The organism is Chryseobacterium sp. CFS2 (genome assembly GCF_036543225.1).
GTDB lineage: Bacteria > Bacteroidota > Bacteroidia > Flavobacteriales > Weeksellaceae > Chryseobacterium > Chryseobacterium culicis_A.
The window spans coordinates 421,824-443,173 of record NZ_JAZHQU010000003.1 but is presented as its reverse complement, the minus strand read 5'-3'; the positions used below and the strand labels follow the sequence as shown (position 1 = coordinate 443,173).

Below are 21,350 nucleotides of genomic sequence, written 5' to 3'. Positions count from 1 at the left end.
CTTTCGCGAAAATGTGACGAGAGGATGAATTCTGATTTGTCGATAAAGAATCTATGTTCGATGTATTTCGATGGGGACGATTGGTCGATGGAGAATGATTTTCCGAAGATTAATGTATTGAGAAAGTTCAGAGGGCAGAGTGAGGTTCATGGGATATTCACGGATTACAGAGGAATGCCTAATAACCTTGTAAAAGCTGCATTCTTTGGAGAGTCGGACATACAGATGGTATATAATGGCTTTACTGTTTCCCAGCTGGTTCTAAGACACGACACAAAGGCAAAGATCACAGCAACAGAAAATGCAATCCTTATTGTAAATGTTTTGGACAATGCTGAATTAGAAGTTACCAGCTTGGAAAATGCAAGAGTAGAGGTATTCCAGTACGGGGGAAGAGTAAAAAGTACAGGTGATGTAAGAATCACAAAAACCAGTTTCAAAAAATGAGTGAAGTAAAATATTCTTTAAACGGTAAGTCTTTCAAAGATTTCGGAGTGTATGTTTCGGATTCACTTGGGCTTGTCGGGTTATTGGAGTCAAAAAATATCACTCAGTATGATTGGGCGGAGTATCACGGTATAGCTCCGGATCTTCGTAAACCAAAATTCAAAGAAAGAACTATTGAATTGAAGTGTTTCATACGGGGTGAAAGCTGGCAGGAGTTATTTGATGCTTTCATGGTATTTGTTATAGGCGAGTTTTCAAAACCCGGAACGCAGAGAGTACATATAGAGCCATTTGGGTTCAAAACACTTCCATACGAAGTGTATATGAAAGATGAGGTAAAGCCGGAGAAACAATTTAGCGATGGAGAAATGTTCGCCACCTTCTCACTTAAATTTATTGAGCCAAATCCAATAAAAAGAGTTATAAAGACCACTCTTGACACCTTCAAGCTTTCCTACGAAATAGATTCTGAAACTGAGATTTTCTTCGGAGATGGAACCAAGCAGACCGGCCGCGGAAATGTAAGTCTTACGAAAGACTATTCAATACCATCGTATGAGAATTCAGGACTGTCAATTATAAGCGCAAGCGGTGTAAACAATCAATACTTCGAAGTAAACTATACTCCTGAAAATCCAACCGTTTATCAGTTTTCTGTAGAAATTGACTTAGAGTTACCTAAAAATATAAAACTTTATGTAATCGGCAGAAAGCTCGACAACACATATGAAGCTGTTGCTGTAAGCACAATTAACGAAGGAATAACTGGTAAGAACTTAATATCAGTACTAAAGGCGGTTAATATGGATGACTATGGCAAATTCATTTATAAAGTTTTGGATTCAGATGGAAATGAGATCCCTGGAATAGAATACATTAATCCACGTATTGAAATAGCCGAGGTCGTAGGAGAGTGGCAGAACATGTTAGGGAAAGAAAAAATAATAATCATTGCTGGAAATATTGAAGACATGAAAAACCTTCAAACACCAGCTGAAATAATTTGGGAAAAAATATAAAAATGGCAGATCAAGTTAATATTACAGTAACGGACTTAATTCCACCTGCAAATATTGCTACTATTGACAACACGTCAATGCAAGGGAATGCGTATACTAAGATACAGGTAGATGATAAAACAGCGTCTATTACGGAAGAATTTAATACCAAAATTGCTGAAGTTGAGCAGCGTATTGAGACGGATTTTAAAGGAACAATTAAGCCTACTGATCCAGCTCCAACTGAAGATGGAAGTTACAAACCTGAAATTTCTTCTAATGACGACAAACCAACAGATCCGAATAGTACCGCAGACTGGGGTAAAGTCTATCCAAATGCAGGGAATCTTAGGGCTAAGACGGGCTACAATACTATGTTTTATAAGAAAGGTTCTGTTTGGACTAGGTCAGAAACGAAAATGCCAGAAGTCACGGTGAATGGAGTTGTAGAGGCAAGTAATCCAAATGCTGTAAGCGGTGGTTCTGTATATGACCGATATAAAAGCCTAATTAATTTGGGTTCGACAAATATTCCTTTCACTTTGGCAGCGGGAGGTATTAATACTACTACAGGCGTACCAAATACATCACTGAACTGGATTCGAACGTTACCTATTACTAGTACAGGCTCAACGGCTTATGAAGCTACAGGGTATGGTATGGATTCTAATTCATCTGGCATGCGAGTATTCTTCTACAACGGGAGTACATTTTTATCCTACTTAGCGAGTGGATCAGCAACAACATTCCCATTCACAACTCCTCCGACTTGTAATAATTACATGATTCAGGTTGCAAGTGGTACGGATGTGGGGGCATCGCCTGCAACATCGCCATACAATAGCTCATTGAAAATTACTCAGGGGTCTTCAGCTGGAGATTACCTCAAGGCGGAAAAATTACAAGGGACCATAGCGACTCCGCAAATTCAAAAAATTGAAACTGCAAAAGCAACTGATAGCAATGAATTCTCTGAAAAGTTTTCCTTTACTAATCAGGTAGGTGTTATTGATTATAAGTCAATTGCTATGACCGGCAATAGTTCAGTCACACATTTAAATTTTGCATCCAGTAATGAGCCGGACATTAGCATCATTGAAACAACCGTAAAAGATATTGCTTCAAATGGAAGTGCCCGACTAGGGTTTGGTGATGGAAATGCTTGTTTCCAATTAATAAAAACTGCAGCTTCCAGTTCTGTATTTGACGTATATGTCATGAACCGATATGGAGTGACGAGCGTGGGAACTCTTTCAATTGGTACCGCAACCATTCTTAAGATAGGAGATAAGTTGAGGCTATTCAGAAGCGGGTTAAACATCATTGCCTATCTGAATAATGTTTTTGTTGGAAGTATAAATTTGCAAGCACAAGGAGCTTTAAGCGGAGTTCTTAAAGGAATTGTCGGCTTTAGAGATAATACTCAGTATTGGCAAGCTGACCAGGTTAGACTTAAAAAGAGAAAGACTCCATACTTGCATATTTCTGTTGACGACTCAATTAATGTTTTCAGGGAAATCGCAACAACAAATCCAACATCTATTTTTGATAATGCCCGACTTGCGGTTTATAAGGAAATGCATGATAAGTACGGAGCCTGTTTCTCTTTATTCTGCTTTTATCAAAATAGTAGTGTCACTTTCAATTTATCCCAGATGCCCGCAACCTGGAAAGCGGAATTTGTTGCAAATTCTAGTTGGTTGAAAATTGGATTCCATGGGGTCGATGATGCTACAGACTATACTACAATATCGTTGACTGATGGTGTGGAGCATTACACCAGAATTATTAATGAGATAAATCGTTTTGCGGGGTATTCAACTATTGATAACATGCCTAGATTTTCTAAGTTCAAGGGAAATAAGACTCTCTACACAGAATTAAAAAAATATGGCTTGGTAGGTGTTCTGGCAGCAGACGACACAAGGCCCGACGATTCGGGGTTAACCACAGCTGAACAAACGGCAGTAAGAAATGGTGATGATTACTATAATTATGAAATGGGCTTTTACTTTGTCAGAACATCTCCACGATTAGATTTGGTTAATGCAGCTGCTGTTCTTACTATGCTTAAGACTGAGAACAACAACTATAACACTAAGAATGTTTTTGAAATGTTCTATCACGAAGGAAGAGAATCATCAACCGAAGGAAGAGAAATGATTGAAGCCATCTGCAAATTCGCCTACGACAACAGAATAAGATTTGACTTCCCTCAAAACAATATTTTGAATTAATGAATAACATAACACTATACAGAAACGGATCTCCTTTGTTCAATTTGATTGAGCGAGGGAAACGTTCTGTGGAGTCTGCAACACTTAACCGAGTTATGCTTTCGGATGATTCGGTTTCGATCAAACTAAATTCCCGAGAAAAGCTGGATATTTTGATCAATGATTACTTCGTGCTCTTTGACTCTGTGTATCGTATCAATACATTGCCGGCATTGGTGAAAAATAGCAATACCTCATACGAGTACAATATTACAGCTCAGGGCTTAATGTTTGACATGATGCGATGCAAGTATTTTAATGCTGACACAACCGGATTCGGTCCAGATTTAGAATTTCCATTGATCGGCACCATTGAAGTTTTCTTGCTTGCTCTGAAAAATAACATGAAGCGTTTTGCTGGAAATTGGGAGCTAGGAAACTTTGTCAATGGAGAAACGAAGACAATAACATTCGGTGATGATACTTGTCTTTCAGCCATGCAGAAGATCTGCAATGAATTCAAAACTGATTTTTGGATTAAATACGAAAACGGGAAATATGTTATTCATACCGGAGACTATGGCAAGAAAGTCCCATTAAAATTCGAGTACGGAAAAGGGAAGGGGCTTTATTCTCTTTCGCGAAATAATGTTGACGACAACGATATTGTAAACCGGCTTTATGTTTTTGGAGGAACAAATAACATTCCGAACGAATACAGGAATTTCAGCAAGAGATTAAAATTGCCAAATGCTGATTATTTGGAAGACGCCGGATCAATAGCAGCGTTTGGATTAAAAGAGGGATCAATCACTTTTGATGAAATTTACCCACACAGAACCGGAAAGATAACGTCCTTAGGAGATACGAAATTCAAGTTCTCAGATTCTACAATGGATTTTGATCTCAACGAGAAAGAATCCGACGGAGTGACGACGAAATATTTAATTGCTGGAACTTCTGCAAAGGTCCATTTTAATACAGGTAATCTAGCGGGTTACGAATTCGAAATAAAAAAAGGAGGATATAACCATTCAACAAAAACATTTGAAATTATTCCATTCAAAAATGATCAAGGACAAAGCTTCCCAGATGAAACGTCAACTGCTTTTCAATTTGCTTTAGGTGATGAATATGTATTATTGGATATTGTAATGCCTAAAAGCTATGTCGATAGTGCAGAAAATGAACTGCTCATTAAAGGAAGCGAGCAATTTAATCTTAACCTAAAGGCTAAAGTTTCCTACGATCTGAATGTTGATCCGGCTTATATGGAAAAAATAGGAGTAGGGAAGTTTGATATAGGTGATTACATTCAGGTTTATGATCAGGTTTTAGGAATTAACAAAGTTTTGCGAGTTAATCAAATTACTACAGATTTCATAAAAGGTGGGTATTTCAATCCCTTTGATATGAAGATTGTTATTGCTGATTCTTACGAGATTGCGTACAGTTCACAGGTTGCCCTTCAAATAAAAGAAATAAAAAATGTATTATCAATCACCAATTTAGGGCAGATCAATTATTCAAAGCTTGGTCTAAAAACAACAGAAGAGCTTAAGAATCTGGTTTTTGATACGGATGATTATTTCAACCCCGAAAACATCCGCCCGAATTCAATTGAAACAAATATGATCTCAGTTGGTGCCCGCAGTCAGCAGATTAGCTGCAGTGTTGTGTTCTATGTGATGTATGAAAACAACAAGAATAAGATCAAGGTTAATCCTGGAGTCATCTACTCTCAGACATTCGACAAAGAGTGGATGATTCCGGAGAATGTTGAAACTATTCCAGACGATCAGTTCCGATACGTATATGGGAAATGTTCAAAAACTGATCAAACCGGCGCAATTGTTTTCAGCCAAGAACAAATTAAGTTTGATTCTGATGCGAATGATTACTATTTCTTAATAGGTATTCTTCACTCTGTGGTTGAAGGTGTTCGCGTTCTATCTATTACAGTTGGAACAACAACTATCAATGGTGGGCTCATAAGAACCGGTATTATTTCATCACTTGATGGCCAAATGACAATCAACCTAGATACGCAAGAAATCAAAGGTAAAATTAAGTTCACAGACGGTTCAGACGGTTTTACGTCCATTGATAATGGACTGCTTATGTCTCAGGTAATTGAAGTCGGAAATGAAACAGAAAGAAACGCTTTTATCTCTTCTGTTACAGATGCCGGAGGTGATAGTATTCGGTTCGGAGCCGGAGCAGATTATGCGCATAAAAATGATGCGGTGTTTCAAGTTCTTCAAAATGGAAAAATGATCTCCAAAAATGCTGAGATTAAGGGTAATATTGATGCGAATACCGGAACAATAGGCGGGGTAAACGGTTGGTACATTACGACGTCAACATTAACCAGCACTACCGGTAAAATTCTTTTCGGGACCGTAAACTCTAATGGAGACCTGGTTGATGGTCTAATGATCTCTAATGATGTACACCCAAACAGTCAATACATAGGTAATTTCATTATTAATTCATCAAAAGATGCCGGTAACGTAATAAACACGGGGGCGTCGATTTCGGCATCAGGGAACAATGTCGGTAACACAGCTCTAGAATTAAGCGCCACAGGTCCACAAGGTAATAATAACGCATTAACCGTTAATGATGGTTTTATCTTTTTAAATAACATCGGTGGTAATGGATTTAAAGGGTTCAAAGTATATGTGACAGCTTTAGGAGGACAACTGTTTGAAGGGTTTTCAGGGCAAAAAACAATTGGAGGAATAATTTGTTATTTCCAGAACGGACTTTTCATTGGCTAATAAATGCATAATAAATGAAAGAATTTATAACAAACAACTTAATGACAATTCACTCCGGAGGAATCGGGGGTAAGGCTTGGGCTTCTTTTCAATTGGCAGCAGTTCCGGCGGTGGGATTTTCAATATCGGAAAGGCTTACGGGCTGGTACGTTGAAAGCTATGTTTTTATTTTCGTTTTGGGATTAGCTCTAATCGCTGATCTTGTGGCCGGTATATGGAAGCATATGAAACTACACACATTTTCCCCCAAGAAGATGATCACGGGTTTCTGCCAAAAAATAGGACTTGTAATTCTCGTTTACTTTTTAACGGAGGCATTCATACAGATAATTTCAGATGCCGATCTAGATAGTGTATACTTCAAAGTTGCAAGTAAGATCATGATTTTTATTTACCCCGCCGGAAATGCTTTAGTTAACATTGGAATTATAACGGATGGAAAATTTCCTCCGCTAGCTTTTCTTAAGAAATTCGAAAAGTTCAATAAGACTTTAGATATAAGAGATTTGAACCTTAAAAACAAGAGTGATGAAACCGAAAATACTGATAATAATCCTTCTGAGTAGTTTGTTACTTGGATGTAGGACGAAGCATAAGGCATCTTTATACAGCAAGGAAGGCCGAACAGAAATTGAACGGGTAAAACTAGATTCAGTGAAAGAAAAGACGGTAAAGGAATCCACTAAAAAAGTGACTGATCAGACAGTTAAAAAACAGGTTCAGGATTTTTCCGGAGATATAATCATTAAAGGCAAATCTGACACATTAAACCCGCTGATCTTTCATAATGTGGTTTCCGGAGATACTCTACAAAGTATTGTTATCCGGGGCACGGCTGACTACTACATTAATAATCACTACCGGAAGTCGGAAGAAGATAAAAAAGAAACATCCAACGAAGAAAAAACAAACATTATCCAGGATCTGGCAAAGACAGCAGTGTCGAAAGAAACTATTAAAAAAGTTGCTACTGAATTCGAACAGAAAACCAGGCAAATAAAATCTACTGGATTTCAGGCCGGATTGTGGATTGTCCTGTCTCTTTTGGGAGTCGTTGGAATCGTAATATTTGGAATTTATAAATACTTAAAGAGAAAATGAATACATTAACAGAACAAGATTATATAAATGCAGCCAAAGAATTAGGTTGTGAAGTTGCAGCTATAAAAGCAGTGAGTGAAGTTGAAGCTCCAAAAGGAGGTTTTCAGGCTGATGGACGACCGACAATATTATTTGAACGTCATAAGTTTCATGAATTTACATCTGGAAAATATTCTGCAGGTAATCCGGATATTTCGAATCCAAGACCAGGTGGATATACAAAAGACGAACATTTACGACTTGACAAGGCAGCGAAATTGAACCGTAATGCAGCTCTAAAATCTGCATCATGGGGTAAATTCCAGATAATGGGTTTCAATCATAGCTTAGTCGGATTCCCAGTTCTACAAGATTTTATAAATGCTATGTACAAAAGCGAAGGTGAACAGCTAAAAGCCTTCGTTAAATTTATTAAAGCAAATAAGTTGGATGATGAACTTAGGAACAAAAGATGGGCTGATTTCGCCCGGGTATATAATGGTAGGAACTATCATATAAATGAATATGATAAGAAAATGGAAGCATCTTATAAAAAGTTTTCAAAATAAAATTTAACAAAATATCATCAGAAGTGAGGAGAAATATTTGGTTTACTCCTCGTAATTTTGATTAACAAAATTATATTACAATGAACAAGACAATTAAATTACAGACTCCATCAATAAATGAATGGATTTATGCAGAAGATTATTCAGTAGGGCAAAAACAGGATGGTTTAAAAAATGACGCTAAAAAGTTCCATATTGGAGAGTTATCACAAGAAGAAGCAGAGAATTATGCTGAAGAGTACAAAAAAGCATTTTTGGAAAAATATCTTACCACTAAAAAGTAAAGAAATCCCCACTGTTAGGTGGGGATTAGCTTACTGTGGCAGTTTGTACAATTCAGTATATTGGCAGTTATTGCAAATATAAACATCAAAAGTTTGGACTTCCTCAATCTTTACCTCTGTCATTCCGTTTTGTCCTCTTATTCCTCTTGGCATTACTGCATTTCCTTCCACTTTAACAATTGGATGATTTTGGTTACCATTCACAGTGGTACCAGCATTAATACAAACTACTTGTCCTTGTTCGTTTTTAGGCATGGTTTATTGTTTTTGATTGTTAAGCTACCAATATACAAACAATTCAAAATCAATCGTTACGGTTTCCCGTAGAGTTATTACTACAGAATCTCCGTATATTTACGGAGTTTTTGCAAACAAAAAGTACAACAAAGTTTTTTTAATGTCCTTCCTACGGGGAGGATTTTTGTTTATGACCTTGATCATAATTCATTTGAATGGGATTTAATAATTTTGAATTGTTAATTAAATTTTTAACATAAGTTTTTATGCCTCCCAATGCCCTGGGAGGTTTTTTGTATATTTGAGTACTTGATAGCTCGAATTATCAACTACTTAATCTATGTTGCCCTTCAATTGAGGGGCTTTTATTTAGTTATTATCTATGTTAAAAATTAAAAAACCTCCCTAAAAGTTGGGGAGGCAAAAGTTTTTGGGTTTCAGAATGAAAATTTAAATAAGACTCTCAAATTTAGTAAGATTGATGCCTTTTGTACTATGATTGAGGTCATAAATTTCTGACTAGAAATATTGTATATTTATTCATCTGTAAAAACAGAATATTACATAAAGCTTTTGAACCTCCTTTGGGAGGTTTTTGCTTAAAGAAATATATTTACAAAATACTCTCGTCTTAACGAGTTCGTAATTAGTTTCAATCCCTGGATCTTTCTGGGGATTTTTTATATTTGTACGCTTGAATTATTCAAGTTTCGACTGATTTTACAGAAGGACCTCCTGCGGGAGGTTTTTTGTTTCGTAATAGAATCGATACCACAAAAAGTTAAATTTCATTAAACAGTGATGTTATTGGCATGCCCATTGTTAATGTTAAAACAAGTTTTTAAGAGAATTTTTATTTAACACTACATCATTTAACTTATAATTCATTTTTTGCACTTTTTGCCTCCCAGTTGCTCGGGAGGTATTTTTATGATCTCACTCATAAATATGATTTCAGAAAATTGCTATATTTAAATGTTTTTTTGAATGTTTAACGACATTTAATTTATCCCTGGAGAAATCCGGGGATTTTTTATTTAAAATATTATATTTGATTTCTCATTTTCTATGAATGAGTTAGTAATTAATATATCCTCGGAGAGATTCGGGGATTTTTAATTCATTTTATTCACTAATTTAGGATATATAAGTATAATTTTCGTATAATTGCAGCGAACTAAAACTATCATAACTATGAAAAAATTACTTTTCGCTTCCGCTTGTGCTTTAACATTGTTATCATGCGCAAGAGAGGAATCCGAGATTCAAGTAGAAAATGAAACAAAACTTATTAATAAATCCACTACAGGTAAAGGTGTTGAAGCTTCCAAAACTTGGGAAAGAGTTATCACACGTTATTACAGCAATACTTTGATGAAACATTACTTTGGTTCGCCTAATCAATTGCCACCTGGATTTCCGGCGCTTGGATGGAGAGATGAAGGAACAGCATTTATTTTAGCAGGAGAGTCTGGTTTAGGTCATATTGATCCTCTTTACAGCATGGTCCACCCAGGCAATGGAGATAATGTAATAATTTTTGCCCATGATATTCCTGCCGTTGCGGCACTAGGTTATCAACAAAAAGAATTAATAGGATATGCTTACGGTCCTGATGCAACACCAGTTTACAGGTATTATAGACCTTCAAAACATGGACATTTATATACAACTAATTGGAATGAATTAGGCGGAGGAGGTAATGGATGGGTTTACGAAGGTATATTTTTCTATGCTAAATAAATTTAATTAATCATTTATATTTTTAGACCTCTCAGTCCCTTGAGAGGTTTTTTTGTGGATAACTTTTTAATGCGTCAAGTTCTGACGTATAAAGGGTTTTGCTTTGTTGTGTAATATTTGATACAAAATATATCAATATAAATTGCAAAAACTGATTAAAAATATATCTAATTTTGTCAAATGGAACGGTCGATTGTACATATGGATCTGGATACTTTTTTTGTATCCTGTGAGAGGCTTGTGAACTCTGAACTCAACGGAATTCCCCTGATAATAGGCGGTGGAGATAGGGGAGTTGTTTCATCTTGTTCCTACGAAGCCCGAAAATTTGGAGTGCGTTCTGCCATGCCAATGCGAATGGCTTTACGACTATGTCCCCAAGCCAGAGTGGTCAAAGGAGATATGGAATTGTATTCTAAAATGTCACATACTGTAACAGAAATTATCGAAGAGAAAGCTCCTGTTATGGAGAAATCATCCATTGATGAATTTTATCTGGATCTGACCGGAATGGACAAATTCTTTGGAGCTTATAAGTGGACAAACGAATTAGGGGCAAGGATAGAAAAAGAAACGGGGCTTCCAATCAGCTATGCTCTGTCGATTAATAAGACAGTAAGTAAGATCGGGACTGGCGAATCGAAACCACATGGACATCAGGAAATTCCATCGATAGGTGTTCATTCATTTCTAAACCCTTTACCTATAAAGAAAATGCCTGGAGTAGGAGATGCAACGTTTCGACTACTGTCCCGTGTTGGGATTCGTACAATAGGAACGCTTTCGGATATGCCTGTTGAAGTATTGCAGCAGATGATCGGGAAGAACGGTGCCGATTTATGGAAAAAAGCAAACGGAAATGATGACGCTCCAGTTGTTCCTTATACAGAGAGAAAATCAATAGGAAAAGAAAGAACATTCAGCAGTGATACTATGGACATTCATGAAGTGAGAAGACTCATATCCGGAATGGCTGAAGATTTAGCACATCAATTGCGCCAAGAAAAATGGCTGACAGCAACAGTTGTTGTCAAAATAAGATATGCAAACTTTGATACAGAAACGAAACAATGTCGTGTTGCATATACTTCGGCTGATCATACACTGTCCCGGGTTGCGTTAGAGCTTTTTGATAAGATATATTCAAGGCGTATGCGATTAAGGCTTGTTGGATTGAGATTTACCGATCTGGTACATGGCAGCTACCAAATGAATTTGTTTGAAGATACTGCTGAATTAATGAGTCTTTATCAGGCAATGGATAATATAAAGAATCGGTTCGGGAGTGCTGCGGTTGGTAGAGCTGTAGGATTTGACTTTCTACATTAATGCGCAGATATGTATTTGAACTGTCACTCATATCATAGTCTAAGATACGGAACCTTATCTATAGATGATTTAGTCTCTCAAGCTTCGTATTTGGGAGTCAAAGAACTTGTGCTTACAGACATTAATACTATTACCGGAGTTTATGAATTTAAAAAGAAATGTGAATCAAACGGTATAAAGCCAATTGCGGGCGTTGAAATCCGGAAAGGTAGTGATTTGTTGTATGTCACCATGGCAAAGGAATTTGCCGGATTAGGGGAAGTAAATAAGATTTTGACAGAATATAATTGTGAAGGTATTGACTTACCTGAAAAACCAGATCTTAAACATAATTTTATTATTTATTCTCTTCAAAACAAACCAGACTCATTAAATGAAAATGAATACATAGGAATAAGGCAAGAGGAATTAAATTTATTAATTCGGTCAGAATATAAGAGCCTTATTTCAAAAATGGTTATTCTACATCCGGTCACTTTTGCGACTAAAAAGGAATATAATTTACATTGTATTTTAAGAGCTATTGATAATAATACACTATTGTCATTACTCCCAAAAGAAGAGACATGTGAAAAGTCAGAGTATTTTATGGCTCCACAATCTATAATGGAAAGCTATAAGCACTATCCACAAATCATTGAGAATACACAAAAACTTTTAGCTCAATGTAGCTTTGAGTTTGAGTTTTCTACACCAAGAAACAAAAAGCATTATACTGGTACAAAAGCCGATGATTTAAAACTATTGACACGGCTAACTCATGCTGGTTTAGAAAGAAGGTATGGAAGGAATCATCTGGAAGCAAGGGCTCGTGTTGATAAAGAATTGAAGGTTATTGATGAGTTGAATTTTAGTGGTTATTTTCTTATCACCTGGGATATTATCCGATACAGTAATAGCATGGGATTTATGCATGTAGGACGGGGAAGTGGAGCAAACAGTATTGTTGCCTATTGCTTAGGGATTACAGATATCTGTCCGCTGGAGCTGGATTTGTATTTTGAAAGATTCCTGAATCTGAACAGAAAGAGTCCTCCTGATTTTGATATAGACTGGAGCTGGCAGGAACGAGATATAATCTTAGATTATATTTTCAATCGATATGGAAAGAATCACGTAGCGTTCTGCGGGACAAATGTTGAATTCAAATACCGCTCAATTATCAGGGAGGTTGGAAAGGCATTCGGGTTGCCGAAAGAAGAGCTGGACGAACTGAGCAAAAACCCTGAAAGAGTATTTCGAGATGAAATCGTACAAAAGGTTCAAAAGTATGGGAAACTATTGGAGAAATTTCCCAATCAACGAAGTATGCACGCCTGTGGCATTTTGATTTCTGAAGAACCGCTGACAAACTTCACGGCATTGGAGATGCCTCCGAAAGGGTTCCCGATTGTACAATGGGACATGCATATTGCTGAAGAACTCGGGTTCGAGAAGTTCGATATTCTTTCACAGAGAGGACTTGGTACCATTAATGATACGGTAAAATTAATCGAAGAGAAACGAGGTATTAAAGTAGATATTAAGAATACTACACTTTCAAAGGATGAAAATGTCTGTAATGAATTTTTAAGTCAGGGCAGGACCATTGGCTGCTTCTATATTGAGTCTCCGGCAATGCGAGGGCTTCTAAGAAGGTTAAAGTGCGATAATTATAAAGTGTTGGTTGCGGCATCCTCAATTATACGCCCAGGAGTTGCTCAATCCGGAATGATGAGAGAGTATATCTTCAGACATAACAATCCGAAACAATTTGAATATTTCCATAAAGTATTCGAAGAACAACTAGGAGAGACTTACGGAATTATGGTTTACCAGGAAGACGTAATAAAAATTGCTCTTCATTTTGGAGGATTATCTGCTGCAGATGGCGATATTCTTAGACGGGCTATGAGCGGCAAGTATCGATCACTGGAAGCACTACAGAAAGTAAAAGATCATTTCTTTGAATCTTGTAGAGATCTGGGGCATTCTGAAGAGTTGAGTAGGGAAGTATACAGGCAAATAGAGTCGTTTGCCGGATATTCTTTCTGTAAAGCACATTCAGCATCATATGCAGTCGAAAGTTATCAGAGCCTTTATCTCAAAGTATACTATCCACTGGAATTCATGGTTTCAGCAATAAATAATATGGGAGGTTTCTATAGAACTGAAGTATATGTTCATGAGGCTAAAGTGTCTGGAGGGAAAATACTTCCTCCGTGTGTCAATAAGAGTGAATATCAAACCACAATCTATGATAAAGACATATATTTAGGATTAATGCTTTTAGAAAAAGTTGAGTCCAGAATAGCCCAATTTATTCCGGAGGAAAGAAGGAGAGGTGGAGATTATAAATCAATGGAAGATTTCATCAAAAGAACCCCTGTAGGTATTGAAACACTGCAGATTCTCATATTTATAGGAGCATTTAGATTTACAGGAACTCCAAAAAACGAACTGCTTCTCAAAGCGAGAGTATTACTAGGAGATTTTAAGCCAGAACGAAGGTTTCAAACATTATTTGAAGAACCTGTAAAGGATTTTAAATTTCCGGAGCTGAAACGAAATGTCTTTGAAGATGCTTTTGACGAAATTGAAATATTAAGTTTTCCGGTTTCCAGCACCCCTTTTGATCTACTTCAGACAAAGTACAGAGGCTCTGTTATGGCTAATGATCTCGTTAAATACCATAAAAGAGAGGTTAAGATGCTGGCATATCTGATCTCAAGGAAGCATGTTCCAACTAAAAGAGGCACAATGTTTTTTGGAACTTGGATAGATGTTGAAGGAAACTATTTTGATACTGCACATTTCCCTGATAGCTTGGAAAAATATCCTTTTCAGGGAGGCGGGTGTTATTTACTTTTAGGGATAGTAGAAGTAGATTTTCATTTTCCTACCATCACAATTACCAAAATGGCGAAAATGCCTTTCGTTCCGGATCCTCGCTACTCTCATGATGAAGATAAAAAGTACGAAGCTCAGCAGCGAATCAAAGAAGATGTGAGTATGACTTACCGGAAACCTTATCCACAAGAGCATGAGATAGGGTTGCCTAGAAAGAAGAATATTGGCTAAAGACATTAAAAAAGGCTTAAAAAAGTTTTTTTTATTTGTGTACGTCACTTATTTGTGGGTTATTTGTGGGTTAAAATTAATAATATGAACTTACTTAAGCTAGAAGTAAACATTCAAGGAATGAAATCAATTACAGCTATAGAAATTAGCAAAGAAAAGGATGCAGAAATACTTAGTAGAGATTATTTTTCTAAAAAAAAGTATTTGAACGAATATCCTGTTAATCCTGAGAAAATTGAAAATGCACACGAAGACTATATTATTTTTGATTGCCATCTAATCAATATTGACAATACATATAAGTACGAACACTTTTACTGCGCTTTGAAAAAATAAAACAACCCCTGTAAATGCAGGGGCTTTATTTTGGCAGCGTAAACGAAATGCCATTAAGATGGTTAATTTGTACTATTTTCTTTTCCCGGATTAGCCGTTTGAAAAATTCTTGCTTTTGTTCTGGTATCATTTTTAAAATAGGGTCATAAACATTATGGTCAATACCGTTTGCGCCCCCTGAGTTTCACGTAATTAATTAGTACTGACGGAATCAAATCCGGAAACTTGCAAATCAGTAGGCAAAGATACGTAAGACCAGCAAATAAGCTCCATTTGAAAACCTCCCAAAGCCTGCCATTCCTGAATCTCAAAGTCATAGTAACCTAAATCAAAATTATCTAAATCTTTATCGTACAATAAAACAGTTTGAGAAAATTGTTCTCCTTCTACCTGGTCAGGAAATATATTCATTGGATTAACTGTAAAGTCCCCGTTCATAAGTATAGTTTTCAAAAATTAACAATTTATTTAAAGCAAATTTAATAATTAAAAAAATATACAATAGAAGAAAGTGATCAATCCAATTACACTCAACCAGATAAAAAGACCGGCTGCCCTAATCTGCTTATCCTTGTGCTGGAATAGCAAACAGTCTCTAATAAATTCTTTCATATAACTAATTTAATTAGGATGAATAAATTATGCTTACGGAAATCCGTAATGATTATTTTATTATGTTAAATCTCCTGATAGGGATTAATTGTTATATTTGAGCGTTAACAATTAAAACTAATACAATGAAAAACTTAAAGAGAATCCCTAAGGAGAAATTAAGAAACATTAATGGCGGTCAAAAATTATGCCCCCCTGGTTCTAAACCAATGCATTGTCCAGGTTCTGATAATCCTCAATGTTATTGGGACACCAATACATTAGAATGTCCAGATTTTTAGATTTAATCCCTCGATATGAGGGATTTTTCTATTGTGGATTTCCGTAATTAATCAAAAAGACTATTCATACCAAGTTTACCCACAAATTTATAAGGATTAATATCAATGTCTATTTGAAAATTTTCTAATATCCTGATCCTGCAGAAAGCATCAGGATTTCCAGGTCTAGGAATTACAATTCCTTTATGTTCTAGATCAACGTCATTATACTTTTCACTTTTTCGGATTGACTTTATGCCATGAATATCAAACTTATCATTGAAAGAAAGATTTTTGTATTCTGAATCAGTCATTGTTTTCGCTTGATCAATTATATTCATCTTTACAGTATTTCAAAATTCACATTTACTTTTAAACATTTCCAGCCAATTCTCTGTACTTCCTTCCATGTCATTGCACTACCTATAAGGAAATTAGCAATGCATGTTTTTCTTTCATGTCTCAATGTCATTAATACTAATTCTCCATCAGGATCTTGAATGATATATTTATTTTTTACAGTTTTCATAACTTACAGTATTTCAAATATTATACATTTTGATGGGTTGAAGGTCCGGGATTCGGATTCCCACCATTCTTTCTCTTGCTCTTTAAAAGCTTTTATCTGCCACTTTGCTTGTTTTGAGCTGTCTTCAATTGGCCTTTTCACCGGATTCTCTCCCCAATGGTAGCCTTTTGATTCTATGGCGGAAATAAAGGATTCTAAAGCAGAGCTGATCCAATTCTTTTCATTATTATAATCTACATAAGCACTCCATGGGCCTCCAACAAAACGGACAAATTTCTTCGCCACATTCTCTGTAAGCTCTGAGCCTTCACAAATTTTCTCTACCGGCTGATTATTCCAGAAAAATACATCTACCGTATCAAACTCTCCTGTCATCTCCACAATAAGGAGTCTTTTGTTTAATTCTAATTGTAACTGCTTCATGGCTGTTCTTTTATTGTTAGCTCTTCCCCAGTAAGGGCGAATATTAAGTTTTGTAATTCGTGGACGGATTCAATATGTTTCAATACTACTGAATGGCGATTAACGGACAACTCAAGCACGCCTTTGTGCCAATAAAGAAAAGTCCAATCATTGCAGATATTGAGACACATCCATCCATCAGGTGTTGTTTTCTCAAATCCAAACTTCAAAATCCAGTCTTCGTTTAGCTCTATGGGCCTGTAATATGAAGCATGTGCTTCTGTGCTTTTGGTTCCGATTTCTCCATTGCTATATATGAATTCTACAGGCTCTACTAATGCACTTGGTTCAAATAGTCCAGGAACATATACCAGGTTCCCAACACGTAATTCTTGTGGTTTCATATTTAATTTTTGTTTATTTTCCAGTGAAATAATTAAGAATTAATGCTATAAATAATGCGGATATAAAAACCATAGCGCAAATAGCAGTTAATATGGATAACACTAGTTCCCCTTTAGAGTCCTTGTCAGATCCATTTGCAGTTGAAATGCCAAATCCGATAAATAGCATTCCTGAGATTAAACATATTACGTATAATGTTTCCATAATTCTTGTTTTAAGTGCCACCATAAGATGGCACGGGGTTAATCTTTAAATTTTGGTGAATTTTTAATCCATTCAATTGCTTCGCCTCTTGCTATCAACATCCATTCTGCATAGACAAATGCAGTTTTTGTGAGTTCTCTTTTGAAGTTTGCCAAGTCATTAACCTCTATTTTATCTCCCAGTTCTCCCTTTACGTCAAAAAATGGGGATTTTGCTATTAATGCTTGTAATGCATGTCCAGCAAACTGATCTAATAATTTTATATCTTCTTCCATTGCTTTATTATTTATTGGTTAATCCATCCACAGAAACGCTGTGCCTTGTTTTGTCGTTAGCAAATAATCATCCTGAACGAATTCTTCTCCATACAGGCCTTTTAATTCATCCAATGTTCCACAATCTTCATAGTCTTCTTTATTTACGTAAATATCACCGACTGAAAAGAAAGGTTCATTAAGATCTCTTGCCGGAGACTCGTCACCAACAATGATTGAAACATTATTTTTTTAATTGTTCTTCTGGAATTGAATTCACAAATTCTTTTAATTCTTTCCAGGTAATAGCCTTGGGTTTTTCCATTTTATAATTTATTTATTGGTTGTTAAAGTTGCTTTGTTGATGTATTCGGATTCTGGGAGTGAAAAAATATTGAAGTGCCATGATAATAATATCTGAGCAGTGGCATAAGTAAGAAGATTTAGATCAGAACATATTCCTATTTCATCAATTTCATTTACCTCCTCATCATCCCATTCCCATCCGTTTAATTCGTAAATCTTCCTAATCGGCACAAACCTTTCTCCATCATGTTCTATCTCTTTTGTTAGATAGGATAGATCCCACAGGTGTAACCTTCCTCGTTGTATATTAGTAAAGTCTATTCCGAACTTATCCTGCAGAGATCCCCGGAAAGAAATTCCTTTTAATATAAAATCAGTATTAAGTGCTGTTCTTACTGTTACGTCAAACTGCAGATAAGCTGAGTAAATTTTTAAAAGTTCGTCTTTATTCATTGTATTTTTTTATTGGTTAACTGTATTCTCTTTTCCATCCGTTTTTAAGCAACATCTTGTCTATCTTTTTTAAATCTTTTTTGGAAACTCCGTCATCATCAATGCTATCTGTCAAAGCAGAAAAAGAGTCTAAAATATCCGTCAAGGCTAATAATTCTATTTTTGTTAAAACAAGGGTTATTTTATTTTTGTCAGCCATAGTTAAATTTTTAAAGGTTATCGTTTCCCCGACGGCAGGAATACGTTACTTTTTTTTCGTTTCTCCCGGGTTAGTTCTTCTAGTGCTTTCATACTGCGCAATCAAGTATTTGTTTTCCTAAATCCGGATGCACACAATTACGTAATATCTGAACCGGGCAATGATTTTTTTTGTAATAGATAACTTCGTCAAAGTGAATACCCAACCAATCCATCATTTCTTTTTTCCCTTGCAAATTTGCTTTAGTTATAAAGCCCTTAGGTTGCTTTACTTCTTCAGCTTTAATTTCAAAGTTTGACCAAAAAAGATGACGGCCTATTTTTTTTGTTGGAACTATTAAAGGCTCATAGTATGGAACCACATTTTCAACCACCCATTTACCTTTGAAAAAATGCTGGAGAAATACAATAACTTCGTAAAGTTTGAAATCCGGGTAATCCGCGACTTTATGCCTGGTTGCTTTCATCATCCTTGAGTGCTTCTGGCATGGAGGAGAAATCCAAACAAAATCAAATTTTTCGTAGTTTTCTTTAAGGTACTCATAAGCATCAGAAACAATTATTTTGTGGTTAGGATTTACTTTTTGATACACATCTGCTATTTTAGGTTCATTTTCTACAGCGGTGACTTCGTGTCCTGCCCATTTTTTTGCATTACCGCCAACACCTGCACATAGGTTTAGTATATTCATGATATTTTGTTTTCGGGGTTAATGATTTTTTCTACCGAAACTCCACTGAAATAAAAGTCGTCACCGGAAATTGTTTCTTCTTTCTCCGCAATACGTTTCTGCTGTTCCTCCTGTACGAGATCACAGGCAGCGTACATATGTGTTATTAACGCTAATCTTGCGGAGAAAGTAAACCCGCTAAACATTACCAGATCCTCCCATTTTTGATAACCATGCGATTGTGCATACTGATCAAAGATCTCTTGTTTCTCTTGGTGCTTTTCCATTTTTATTCAGTGGTTTTTATTCTTAATCGGGATGAGACCTCTGTAAGTTTTTCCTTTCTTTTTTCAAGTCTTTCAGATTCAGTTTCTTTTTTGAAATCTTTAAGGCCTTCTGGGTGTGCAACGCTTAGAATTGCATATTCAAAAGCGGATATTTTTATCTTTTTTTCTTGGTGACTCATGGCTAGTTTTCTTTAAGTTTAATCCATCCGTATTCAATCATTTTTTCAACTGATAATCCCATCCATGGTAGTGCGTAACCTTTTGAACGTAGATAATCAAAAAGATGTAAAAACTTGATAAGGTCACAATGTGAGTCAGGATGATATTCAATACTGTCTATAATTTGCCGGGCTCTGTAGTAAGCATTTTGAATATTTTCTTTATAGATTTTAGTATATCCAAATAGTTCAGCTACAAAGTGTAAATCTTCATCCGTAATCGATGAAATTGGATTCATATATAACCAAGCTGGCTTTATGTTATAGACATCCTTATTCCAATGAATACGGAAGAACTTTGCTTTATTTTCTAATGTATTTTCCATTGTTATATTTTTTTAAATTTGACATAAGTAGGGTGCTTTGACGCTTTTACATCAACTGTTTTTGCACTTTAAATTGTTGTTGTTTTCCCCTTTAGAATACGGAAGGAGGACCGTTTATTTAAGCTCTGTGGCTACTTTGATAATATTTTCAATCCTTTCAAATAATTGATAAGGAATGTTTCCTGCATACATTAAGTATGATCTCTCTACTTCTTTCAATATCTCTAACATTGCGTAAGATTTAATGAATATAGTAGCATTACCTTTTGCCTCCTCTATAGGTATTGATGTAGTATTTACCGTTGCAATGGTTTTAACTGTCCCACTATCACGACAATCAATAACAAAGTACTTTTCTCCTGTAATTGATAAATTCCCTTTTGTTCCTTTAAATTCACTCATGATTGTTGTTTTTTATTTTGGTTAGTAAAGTTCCAAGTCTTGAAAGAACAGAATTTGTAGTTCCTCTTTGCACTGGATAATTCAAATGTTCCAATTGAAGCTGACACTCTTCCAGTATCTCCTTCATCTCATCCTCATAGTCGGGGACTTCCTTTAAAAACCATTCTATTCCTTCTATCTCCAATGATTCTTCAGTGTAGAACTTTCTTTCTATGCCTGAGTATATTAACGACCCTAAGTTTGTCATATACAAACCATCATTTTCTGGAAGTATATCAGATACGGATACTTTAATGTATTTAACTTTCATTAGTTTAATTCTTTATTTTGTTTTTCAGATTCATTTCAACTAGCATCCGTCGATTTAAGCAATCTGCCTGGTGATAATTTTGTATCAAATGAACTAGGGTAGTCGCTTCATTGAATGTCATCAAAATGTAGCTTGTACTAAGCTCATTGCTGATTTGCAGGAAAATGAAATTATTTCCTTTGCCGTCACCACCCATACACAGAACATTAAAAGAATAACCAGGTGGAAGTAGTTGCCCAGATTTTATTTTCAAGCAAATATCTGTTGTCTCGGTGTCTGCTTGCTTCAGCTCTAAATTGCCTTCCTTTACTTGTCCTGTTTTAAAATTAACCGTGATTAGGTAATTAGGACTTATTTCATCGTATTCGGTTTCACTAGAGCATGAGTATAAAGTGAAGAGCAAAAAGAGGTTAAAGATTATTGTTTTCATG

Annotated in this window: 29 protein-coding genes; 12 read left to right on the top strand and 17 right to left on the bottom strand. The window is 35.8% G+C overall.

The features are described 5' to 3' along the window. Positions 1–24 precede the first annotated feature (24 nt). From ODR02_RS08915 to ODR02_RS08880, 8 genes are all read left to right on the top strand, one after another. Complete coding sequence (locus ODR02_RS08915; protein WP_309512193.1) at positions 25–447, top strand: hypothetical protein; 423 nt, start codon at positions 25–27, stop codon at positions 445–447. Next, positions 444–1,466 carry a hypothetical protein gene (locus tag ODR02_RS08910; protein WP_309512192.1) on the top strand — a complete coding sequence of 341 codons (1,023 nt, stop codon included), beginning with the start codon at positions 444–446 and terminating at the stop codon, positions 1,464–1,466. Before ODR02_RS08915 ends, ODR02_RS08910 begins: the two co-directional genes overlap by 4 nt. A 2-nt stretch (positions 1,467–1,468) precedes the next feature. After that, positions 1,469–3,682, top strand: a complete 2,214-nt coding sequence (locus tag ODR02_RS08905; protein WP_309512191.1) for a hypothetical protein — start codon at positions 1,469–1,471, stop codon at positions 3,680–3,682. Continuing rightward, entirely contained in the window at positions 3,682–6,444 is a 2,763-nt protein-coding gene (locus tag ODR02_RS08900; RefSeq protein ID WP_309512190.1) for a hypothetical protein, read from the top strand. Before ODR02_RS08905 ends, ODR02_RS08900 begins: the two co-directional genes overlap by 1 nt. A 14-nt stretch (positions 6,445–6,458) precedes the next feature. Then, positions 6,459–7,010, top strand: a complete 552-nt coding sequence (locus ODR02_RS08895) for a phage holin family protein (protein ID WP_309512189.1) — start codon at positions 6,459–6,461, stop codon at positions 7,008–7,010. A gap of 88 nt (positions 7,011–7,098) precedes the next feature. Further along, a complete protein-coding gene (locus tag ODR02_RS08890; protein ID WP_309512188.1) occupies positions 7,099–7,545 on the top strand; it encodes a hypothetical protein in 447 nt (148 codons plus the stop codon). After that, the gene (locus tag ODR02_RS08885; protein ID WP_309512187.1) at positions 7,542–8,093 is read left to right on the top strand and encodes an N-acetylmuramidase family protein; all 552 of its coding nucleotides are present in this window, start codon (positions 7,542–7,544) and stop codon (positions 8,091–8,093) included. Before ODR02_RS08890 ends, ODR02_RS08885 begins: the two co-directional genes overlap by 4 nt. Before the next feature lie 80 nt (positions 8,094–8,173). Next, positions 8,174–8,377 carry a hypothetical protein gene (locus ODR02_RS08880; RefSeq protein ID WP_309512186.1) on the top strand — a complete coding sequence of 68 codons (204 nt, stop codon included), beginning with the start codon at positions 8,174–8,176 and terminating at the stop codon, positions 8,375–8,377. A gap of 30 nt (positions 8,378–8,407) precedes the next feature. On the opposite strand, the gene ODR02_RS08875 is transcribed toward ODR02_RS08880, so the two are convergent. Then, complete coding sequence (locus ODR02_RS08875) at positions 8,408–8,632, bottom strand: hypothetical protein (protein WP_309512185.1); 225 nt, start codon at positions 8,630–8,632, stop codon at positions 8,408–8,410. 1,176 nt (positions 8,633–9,808) lie between these two features. Between ODR02_RS08875 and ODR02_RS08870 the strand changes: the two genes are divergently transcribed. The 4 genes from ODR02_RS08870 (at position 9,809) to ODR02_RS08855 (ending at position 15,082) form a co-directional block, all read left to right on the top strand. After that, positions 9,809–10,357: a hypothetical protein gene (locus ODR02_RS08870; RefSeq protein WP_309512184.1), complete on the top strand. Its 549-nt coding sequence runs from the start codon at positions 9,809–9,811 to the stop codon at positions 10,355–10,357. A gap of 180 nt (positions 10,358–10,537) precedes the next feature. Next, complete coding sequence (gene dinB, locus ODR02_RS08865; protein WP_309512183.1) at positions 10,538–11,686, top strand: DNA polymerase IV; 1,149 nt, start codon at positions 10,538–10,540, stop codon at positions 11,684–11,686. A 9-nt stretch (positions 11,687–11,695) separates the two neighbouring features. Beyond that, positions 11,696–14,746 carry a DNA polymerase III subunit alpha gene (locus tag ODR02_RS08860; RefSeq protein WP_309512182.1) on the top strand — a complete coding sequence of 1,017 codons (3,051 nt, stop codon included), beginning with the start codon at positions 11,696–11,698 and terminating at the stop codon, positions 14,744–14,746. Positions 14,747–14,830: 84 nt separating this feature from the next. After that, positions 14,831–15,082, top strand: a complete 252-nt coding sequence (locus tag ODR02_RS08855) for a hypothetical protein (RefSeq protein WP_309512181.1) — start codon at positions 14,831–14,833, stop codon at positions 15,080–15,082. Positions 15,083–15,274: 192 nt separating this feature from the next. On the opposite strand, the gene ODR02_RS08850 is transcribed toward ODR02_RS08855, so the two are convergent. The 16 genes from ODR02_RS08850 to ODR02_RS08775 form a co-directional block, all read right to left on the bottom strand. Then, the gene (locus tag ODR02_RS08850; RefSeq protein ID WP_309512180.1) at positions 15,275–15,535 is read right to left on the bottom strand and encodes a hypothetical protein; all 261 of its coding nucleotides are present in this window, start codon (positions 15,533–15,535) and stop codon (positions 15,275–15,277) included. 487 nt (positions 15,536–16,022) lie between these two features. Beyond that, on the bottom strand, positions 16,023–16,295 hold the full coding sequence (locus ODR02_RS08845; protein WP_309512179.1) for a hypothetical protein: 273 nt from the start codon (positions 16,293–16,295) through the stop codon (positions 16,023–16,025). A 2-nt stretch (positions 16,296–16,297) separates the two neighbouring features. Then, positions 16,298–16,483 (bottom strand): hypothetical protein, encoded by a 186-nt coding sequence (locus ODR02_RS08840; RefSeq protein WP_309512178.1) that lies wholly within the window; start codon positions 16,481–16,483, stop codon positions 16,298–16,300. Positions 16,484–16,486: 3 nt separating this feature from the next. Then, positions 16,487–16,906, bottom strand: coding sequence for a hypothetical protein (locus ODR02_RS08835; protein WP_309512177.1), 420 nt, complete (start codon positions 16,904–16,906; stop codon positions 16,487–16,489). Further along, positions 16,903–17,289, bottom strand: coding sequence for a hypothetical protein (locus ODR02_RS08830; protein ID WP_309512176.1), 387 nt, complete (start codon positions 17,287–17,289; stop codon positions 16,903–16,905). Before ODR02_RS08830 ends, ODR02_RS08835 begins: the two co-directional genes overlap by 4 nt. 13 nt (positions 17,290–17,302) lie before the next feature. Next, entirely contained in the window at positions 17,303–17,494 is a 192-nt protein-coding gene (locus ODR02_RS08825; RefSeq protein WP_309512175.1) for a hypothetical protein, read from the bottom strand. 38 nt (positions 17,495–17,532) lie between these two features. Then, positions 17,533–17,769, bottom strand: a complete 237-nt coding sequence (locus ODR02_RS08820; RefSeq protein ID WP_309512174.1) for a hypothetical protein — start codon at positions 17,767–17,769, stop codon at positions 17,533–17,535. Between the two features lie 312 nt (positions 17,770–18,081). Beyond that, positions 18,082–18,507 carry a hypothetical protein gene (locus ODR02_RS08815; protein ID WP_309512173.1) on the bottom strand — a complete coding sequence of 142 codons (426 nt, stop codon included), beginning with the start codon at positions 18,505–18,507 and terminating at the stop codon, positions 18,082–18,084. Positions 18,508–18,523: 16 nt separating this feature from the next. Beyond that, positions 18,524–18,706: a hypothetical protein gene (locus ODR02_RS08810; protein WP_309512172.1), complete on the bottom strand. Its 183-nt coding sequence runs from the start codon at positions 18,704–18,706 to the stop codon at positions 18,524–18,526. An 88-nt stretch (positions 18,707–18,794) separates the two neighbouring features. Next, complete coding sequence (locus tag ODR02_RS08805) at positions 18,795–19,397, bottom strand: DNA cytosine methyltransferase (protein WP_309512171.1); 603 nt, start codon at positions 19,395–19,397, stop codon at positions 18,795–18,797. Then, positions 19,394–19,663, bottom strand: a complete 270-nt coding sequence (locus ODR02_RS08800; protein WP_309512170.1) for a hypothetical protein — start codon at positions 19,661–19,663, stop codon at positions 19,394–19,396. Before ODR02_RS08800 ends, ODR02_RS08805 begins: the two co-directional genes overlap by 4 nt. 2 nt (positions 19,664–19,665) lie before the next feature. Next, positions 19,666–19,842, bottom strand: coding sequence for a hypothetical protein (locus ODR02_RS08795; RefSeq protein WP_309512169.1), 177 nt, complete (start codon positions 19,840–19,842; stop codon positions 19,666–19,668). Between the two features lie 2 nt (positions 19,843–19,844). After that, positions 19,845–20,207, bottom strand: a complete 363-nt coding sequence (locus ODR02_RS08790; protein WP_309512168.1) for a hypothetical protein — start codon at positions 20,205–20,207, stop codon at positions 19,845–19,847. 114 nt (positions 20,208–20,321) lie between these two features. Continuing rightward, a complete protein-coding gene (locus ODR02_RS08785) occupies positions 20,322–20,609 on the bottom strand; it encodes a hypothetical protein (RefSeq protein WP_309512167.1) in 288 nt (95 codons plus the stop codon). Next, a complete protein-coding gene (locus ODR02_RS08780) occupies positions 20,602–20,919 on the bottom strand; it encodes a hypothetical protein (RefSeq protein ID WP_309512166.1) in 318 nt (105 codons plus the stop codon). The genes ODR02_RS08785 and ODR02_RS08780 overlap by 8 nt, the downstream gene beginning before the upstream one ends. Before the next feature lie 4 nt (positions 20,920–20,923). After that, positions 20,924–21,349, bottom strand: coding sequence for a hypothetical protein (locus tag ODR02_RS08775; protein ID WP_309512165.1), 426 nt, complete (start codon positions 21,347–21,349; stop codon positions 20,924–20,926). Position 21,350: the final 1 nt, after the last annotated feature.

What these genes read in the sequence shown, in the direction of transcription:
- ODR02_RS08880 (WP_309512186.1), top strand. Translation starts at nt 8,174, where the DNA reads ATGAACAAGACAATTAAATTACAGACTCCATCAATAAATGAATGGATT.
- ODR02_RS08800 (WP_309512170.1), bottom strand. Translation starts at nt 19,663, where the DNA reads ATGGAAAAGCACCAAGAGAAACAAGAGATCTTTGATCAGTATGCACAA.
- ODR02_RS08910 (WP_309512192.1), top strand. Translation starts at nt 444, where the DNA reads ATGAGTGAAGTAAAATATTCTTTAAACGGTAAGTCTTTCAAAGATTTC.
- ODR02_RS08820 (WP_309512174.1), bottom strand. Translation starts at nt 17,769, where the DNA reads ATGGAAGAAGATATAAAATTATTAGATCAGTTTGCTGGACATGCATTA.
- ODR02_RS08830 (WP_309512176.1), bottom strand. Translation starts at nt 17,289, where the DNA reads ATGAAACCACAAGAATTACGTGTTGGGAACCTGGTATATGTTCCTGGA.
- ODR02_RS08900 (WP_309512190.1), top strand. Translation starts at nt 3,682, where the DNA reads ATGAATAACATAACACTATACAGAAACGGATCTCCTTTGTTCAATTTG.
- ODR02_RS08845 (WP_309512179.1), bottom strand. Translation starts at nt 16,295, where the DNA reads ATGAATATAATTGATCAAGCGAAAACAATGACTGATTCAGAATACAAA.
- ODR02_RS08815 (WP_309512173.1), bottom strand. Translation starts at nt 18,507, where the DNA reads ATGAATAAAGACGAACTTTTAAAAATTTACTCAGCTTATCTGCAGTTT.
- ODR02_RS08895 (WP_309512189.1), top strand. Translation starts at nt 6,459, where the DNA reads ATGAAAGAATTTATAACAAACAACTTAATGACAATTCACTCCGGAGGA.
- ODR02_RS08775 (WP_309512165.1), bottom strand. Translation starts at nt 21,349, where the DNA reads ATGAAAACAATAATCTTTAACCTCTTTTTGCTCTTCACTTTATACTCA.
- ODR02_RS08790 (WP_309512168.1), bottom strand. Translation starts at nt 20,207, where the DNA reads ATGGAAAATACATTAGAAAATAAAGCAAAGTTCTTCCGTATTCATTGG.
- ODR02_RS08785 (WP_309512167.1), bottom strand. Translation starts at nt 20,609, where the DNA reads ATGAGTGAATTTAAAGGAACAAAAGGGAATTTATCAATTACAGGAGAA.
- ODR02_RS08875 (WP_309512185.1), bottom strand. Translation starts at nt 8,632, where the DNA reads ATGCCTAAAAACGAACAAGGACAAGTAGTTTGTATTAATGCTGGTACC.
- ODR02_RS08870 (WP_309512184.1), top strand. Translation starts at nt 9,809, where the DNA reads ATGAAAAAATTACTTTTCGCTTCCGCTTGTGCTTTAACATTGTTATCA.
- ODR02_RS08805 (WP_309512171.1), bottom strand. Translation starts at nt 19,397, where the DNA reads ATGAATATACTAAACCTATGTGCAGGTGTTGGCGGTAATGCAAAAAAA.
- ODR02_RS08905 (WP_309512191.1), top strand. Translation starts at nt 1,469, where the DNA reads ATGGCAGATCAAGTTAATATTACAGTAACGGACTTAATTCCACCTGCA.
- ODR02_RS08885 (WP_309512187.1), top strand. Translation starts at nt 7,542, where the DNA reads ATGAATACATTAACAGAACAAGATTATATAAATGCAGCCAAAGAATTA.
- ODR02_RS08915 (WP_309512193.1), top strand. Translation starts at nt 25, where the DNA reads ATGAATTCTGATTTGTCGATAAAGAATCTATGTTCGATGTATTTCGAT.
- ODR02_RS08835 (WP_309512177.1), bottom strand. Translation starts at nt 16,906, where the DNA reads ATGAAGCAGTTACAATTAGAATTAAACAAAAGACTCCTTATTGTGGAG.
- ODR02_RS08780 (WP_309512166.1), bottom strand. Translation starts at nt 20,919, where the DNA reads ATGAAAGTTAAATACATTAAAGTATCCGTATCTGATATACTTCCAGAA.
- ODR02_RS08860 (WP_309512182.1), top strand. Translation starts at nt 11,696, where the DNA reads ATGTATTTGAACTGTCACTCATATCATAGTCTAAGATACGGAACCTTA.
- dinB (WP_309512183.1), top strand. Translation starts at nt 10,538, where the DNA reads ATGGAACGGTCGATTGTACATATGGATCTGGATACTTTTTTTGTATCC.
- ODR02_RS08795 (WP_309512169.1), bottom strand. Translation starts at nt 19,842, where the DNA reads ATGAGTCACCAAGAAAAAAAGATAAAAATATCCGCTTTTGAATATGCA.
- ODR02_RS08810 (WP_309512172.1), bottom strand. Translation starts at nt 18,706, where the DNA reads ATGGCTGACAAAAATAAAATAACCCTTGTTTTAACAAAAATAGAATTA.
- ODR02_RS08855 (WP_309512181.1), top strand. Translation starts at nt 14,831, where the DNA reads ATGAACTTACTTAAGCTAGAAGTAAACATTCAAGGAATGAAATCAATT.
- ODR02_RS08825 (WP_309512175.1), bottom strand. Translation starts at nt 17,494, where the DNA reads ATGGAAACATTATACGTAATATGTTTAATCTCAGGAATGCTATTTATC.
- ODR02_RS08840 (WP_309512178.1), bottom strand. Translation starts at nt 16,483, where the DNA reads ATGAAAACTGTAAAAAATAAATATATCATTCAAGATCCTGATGGAGAA.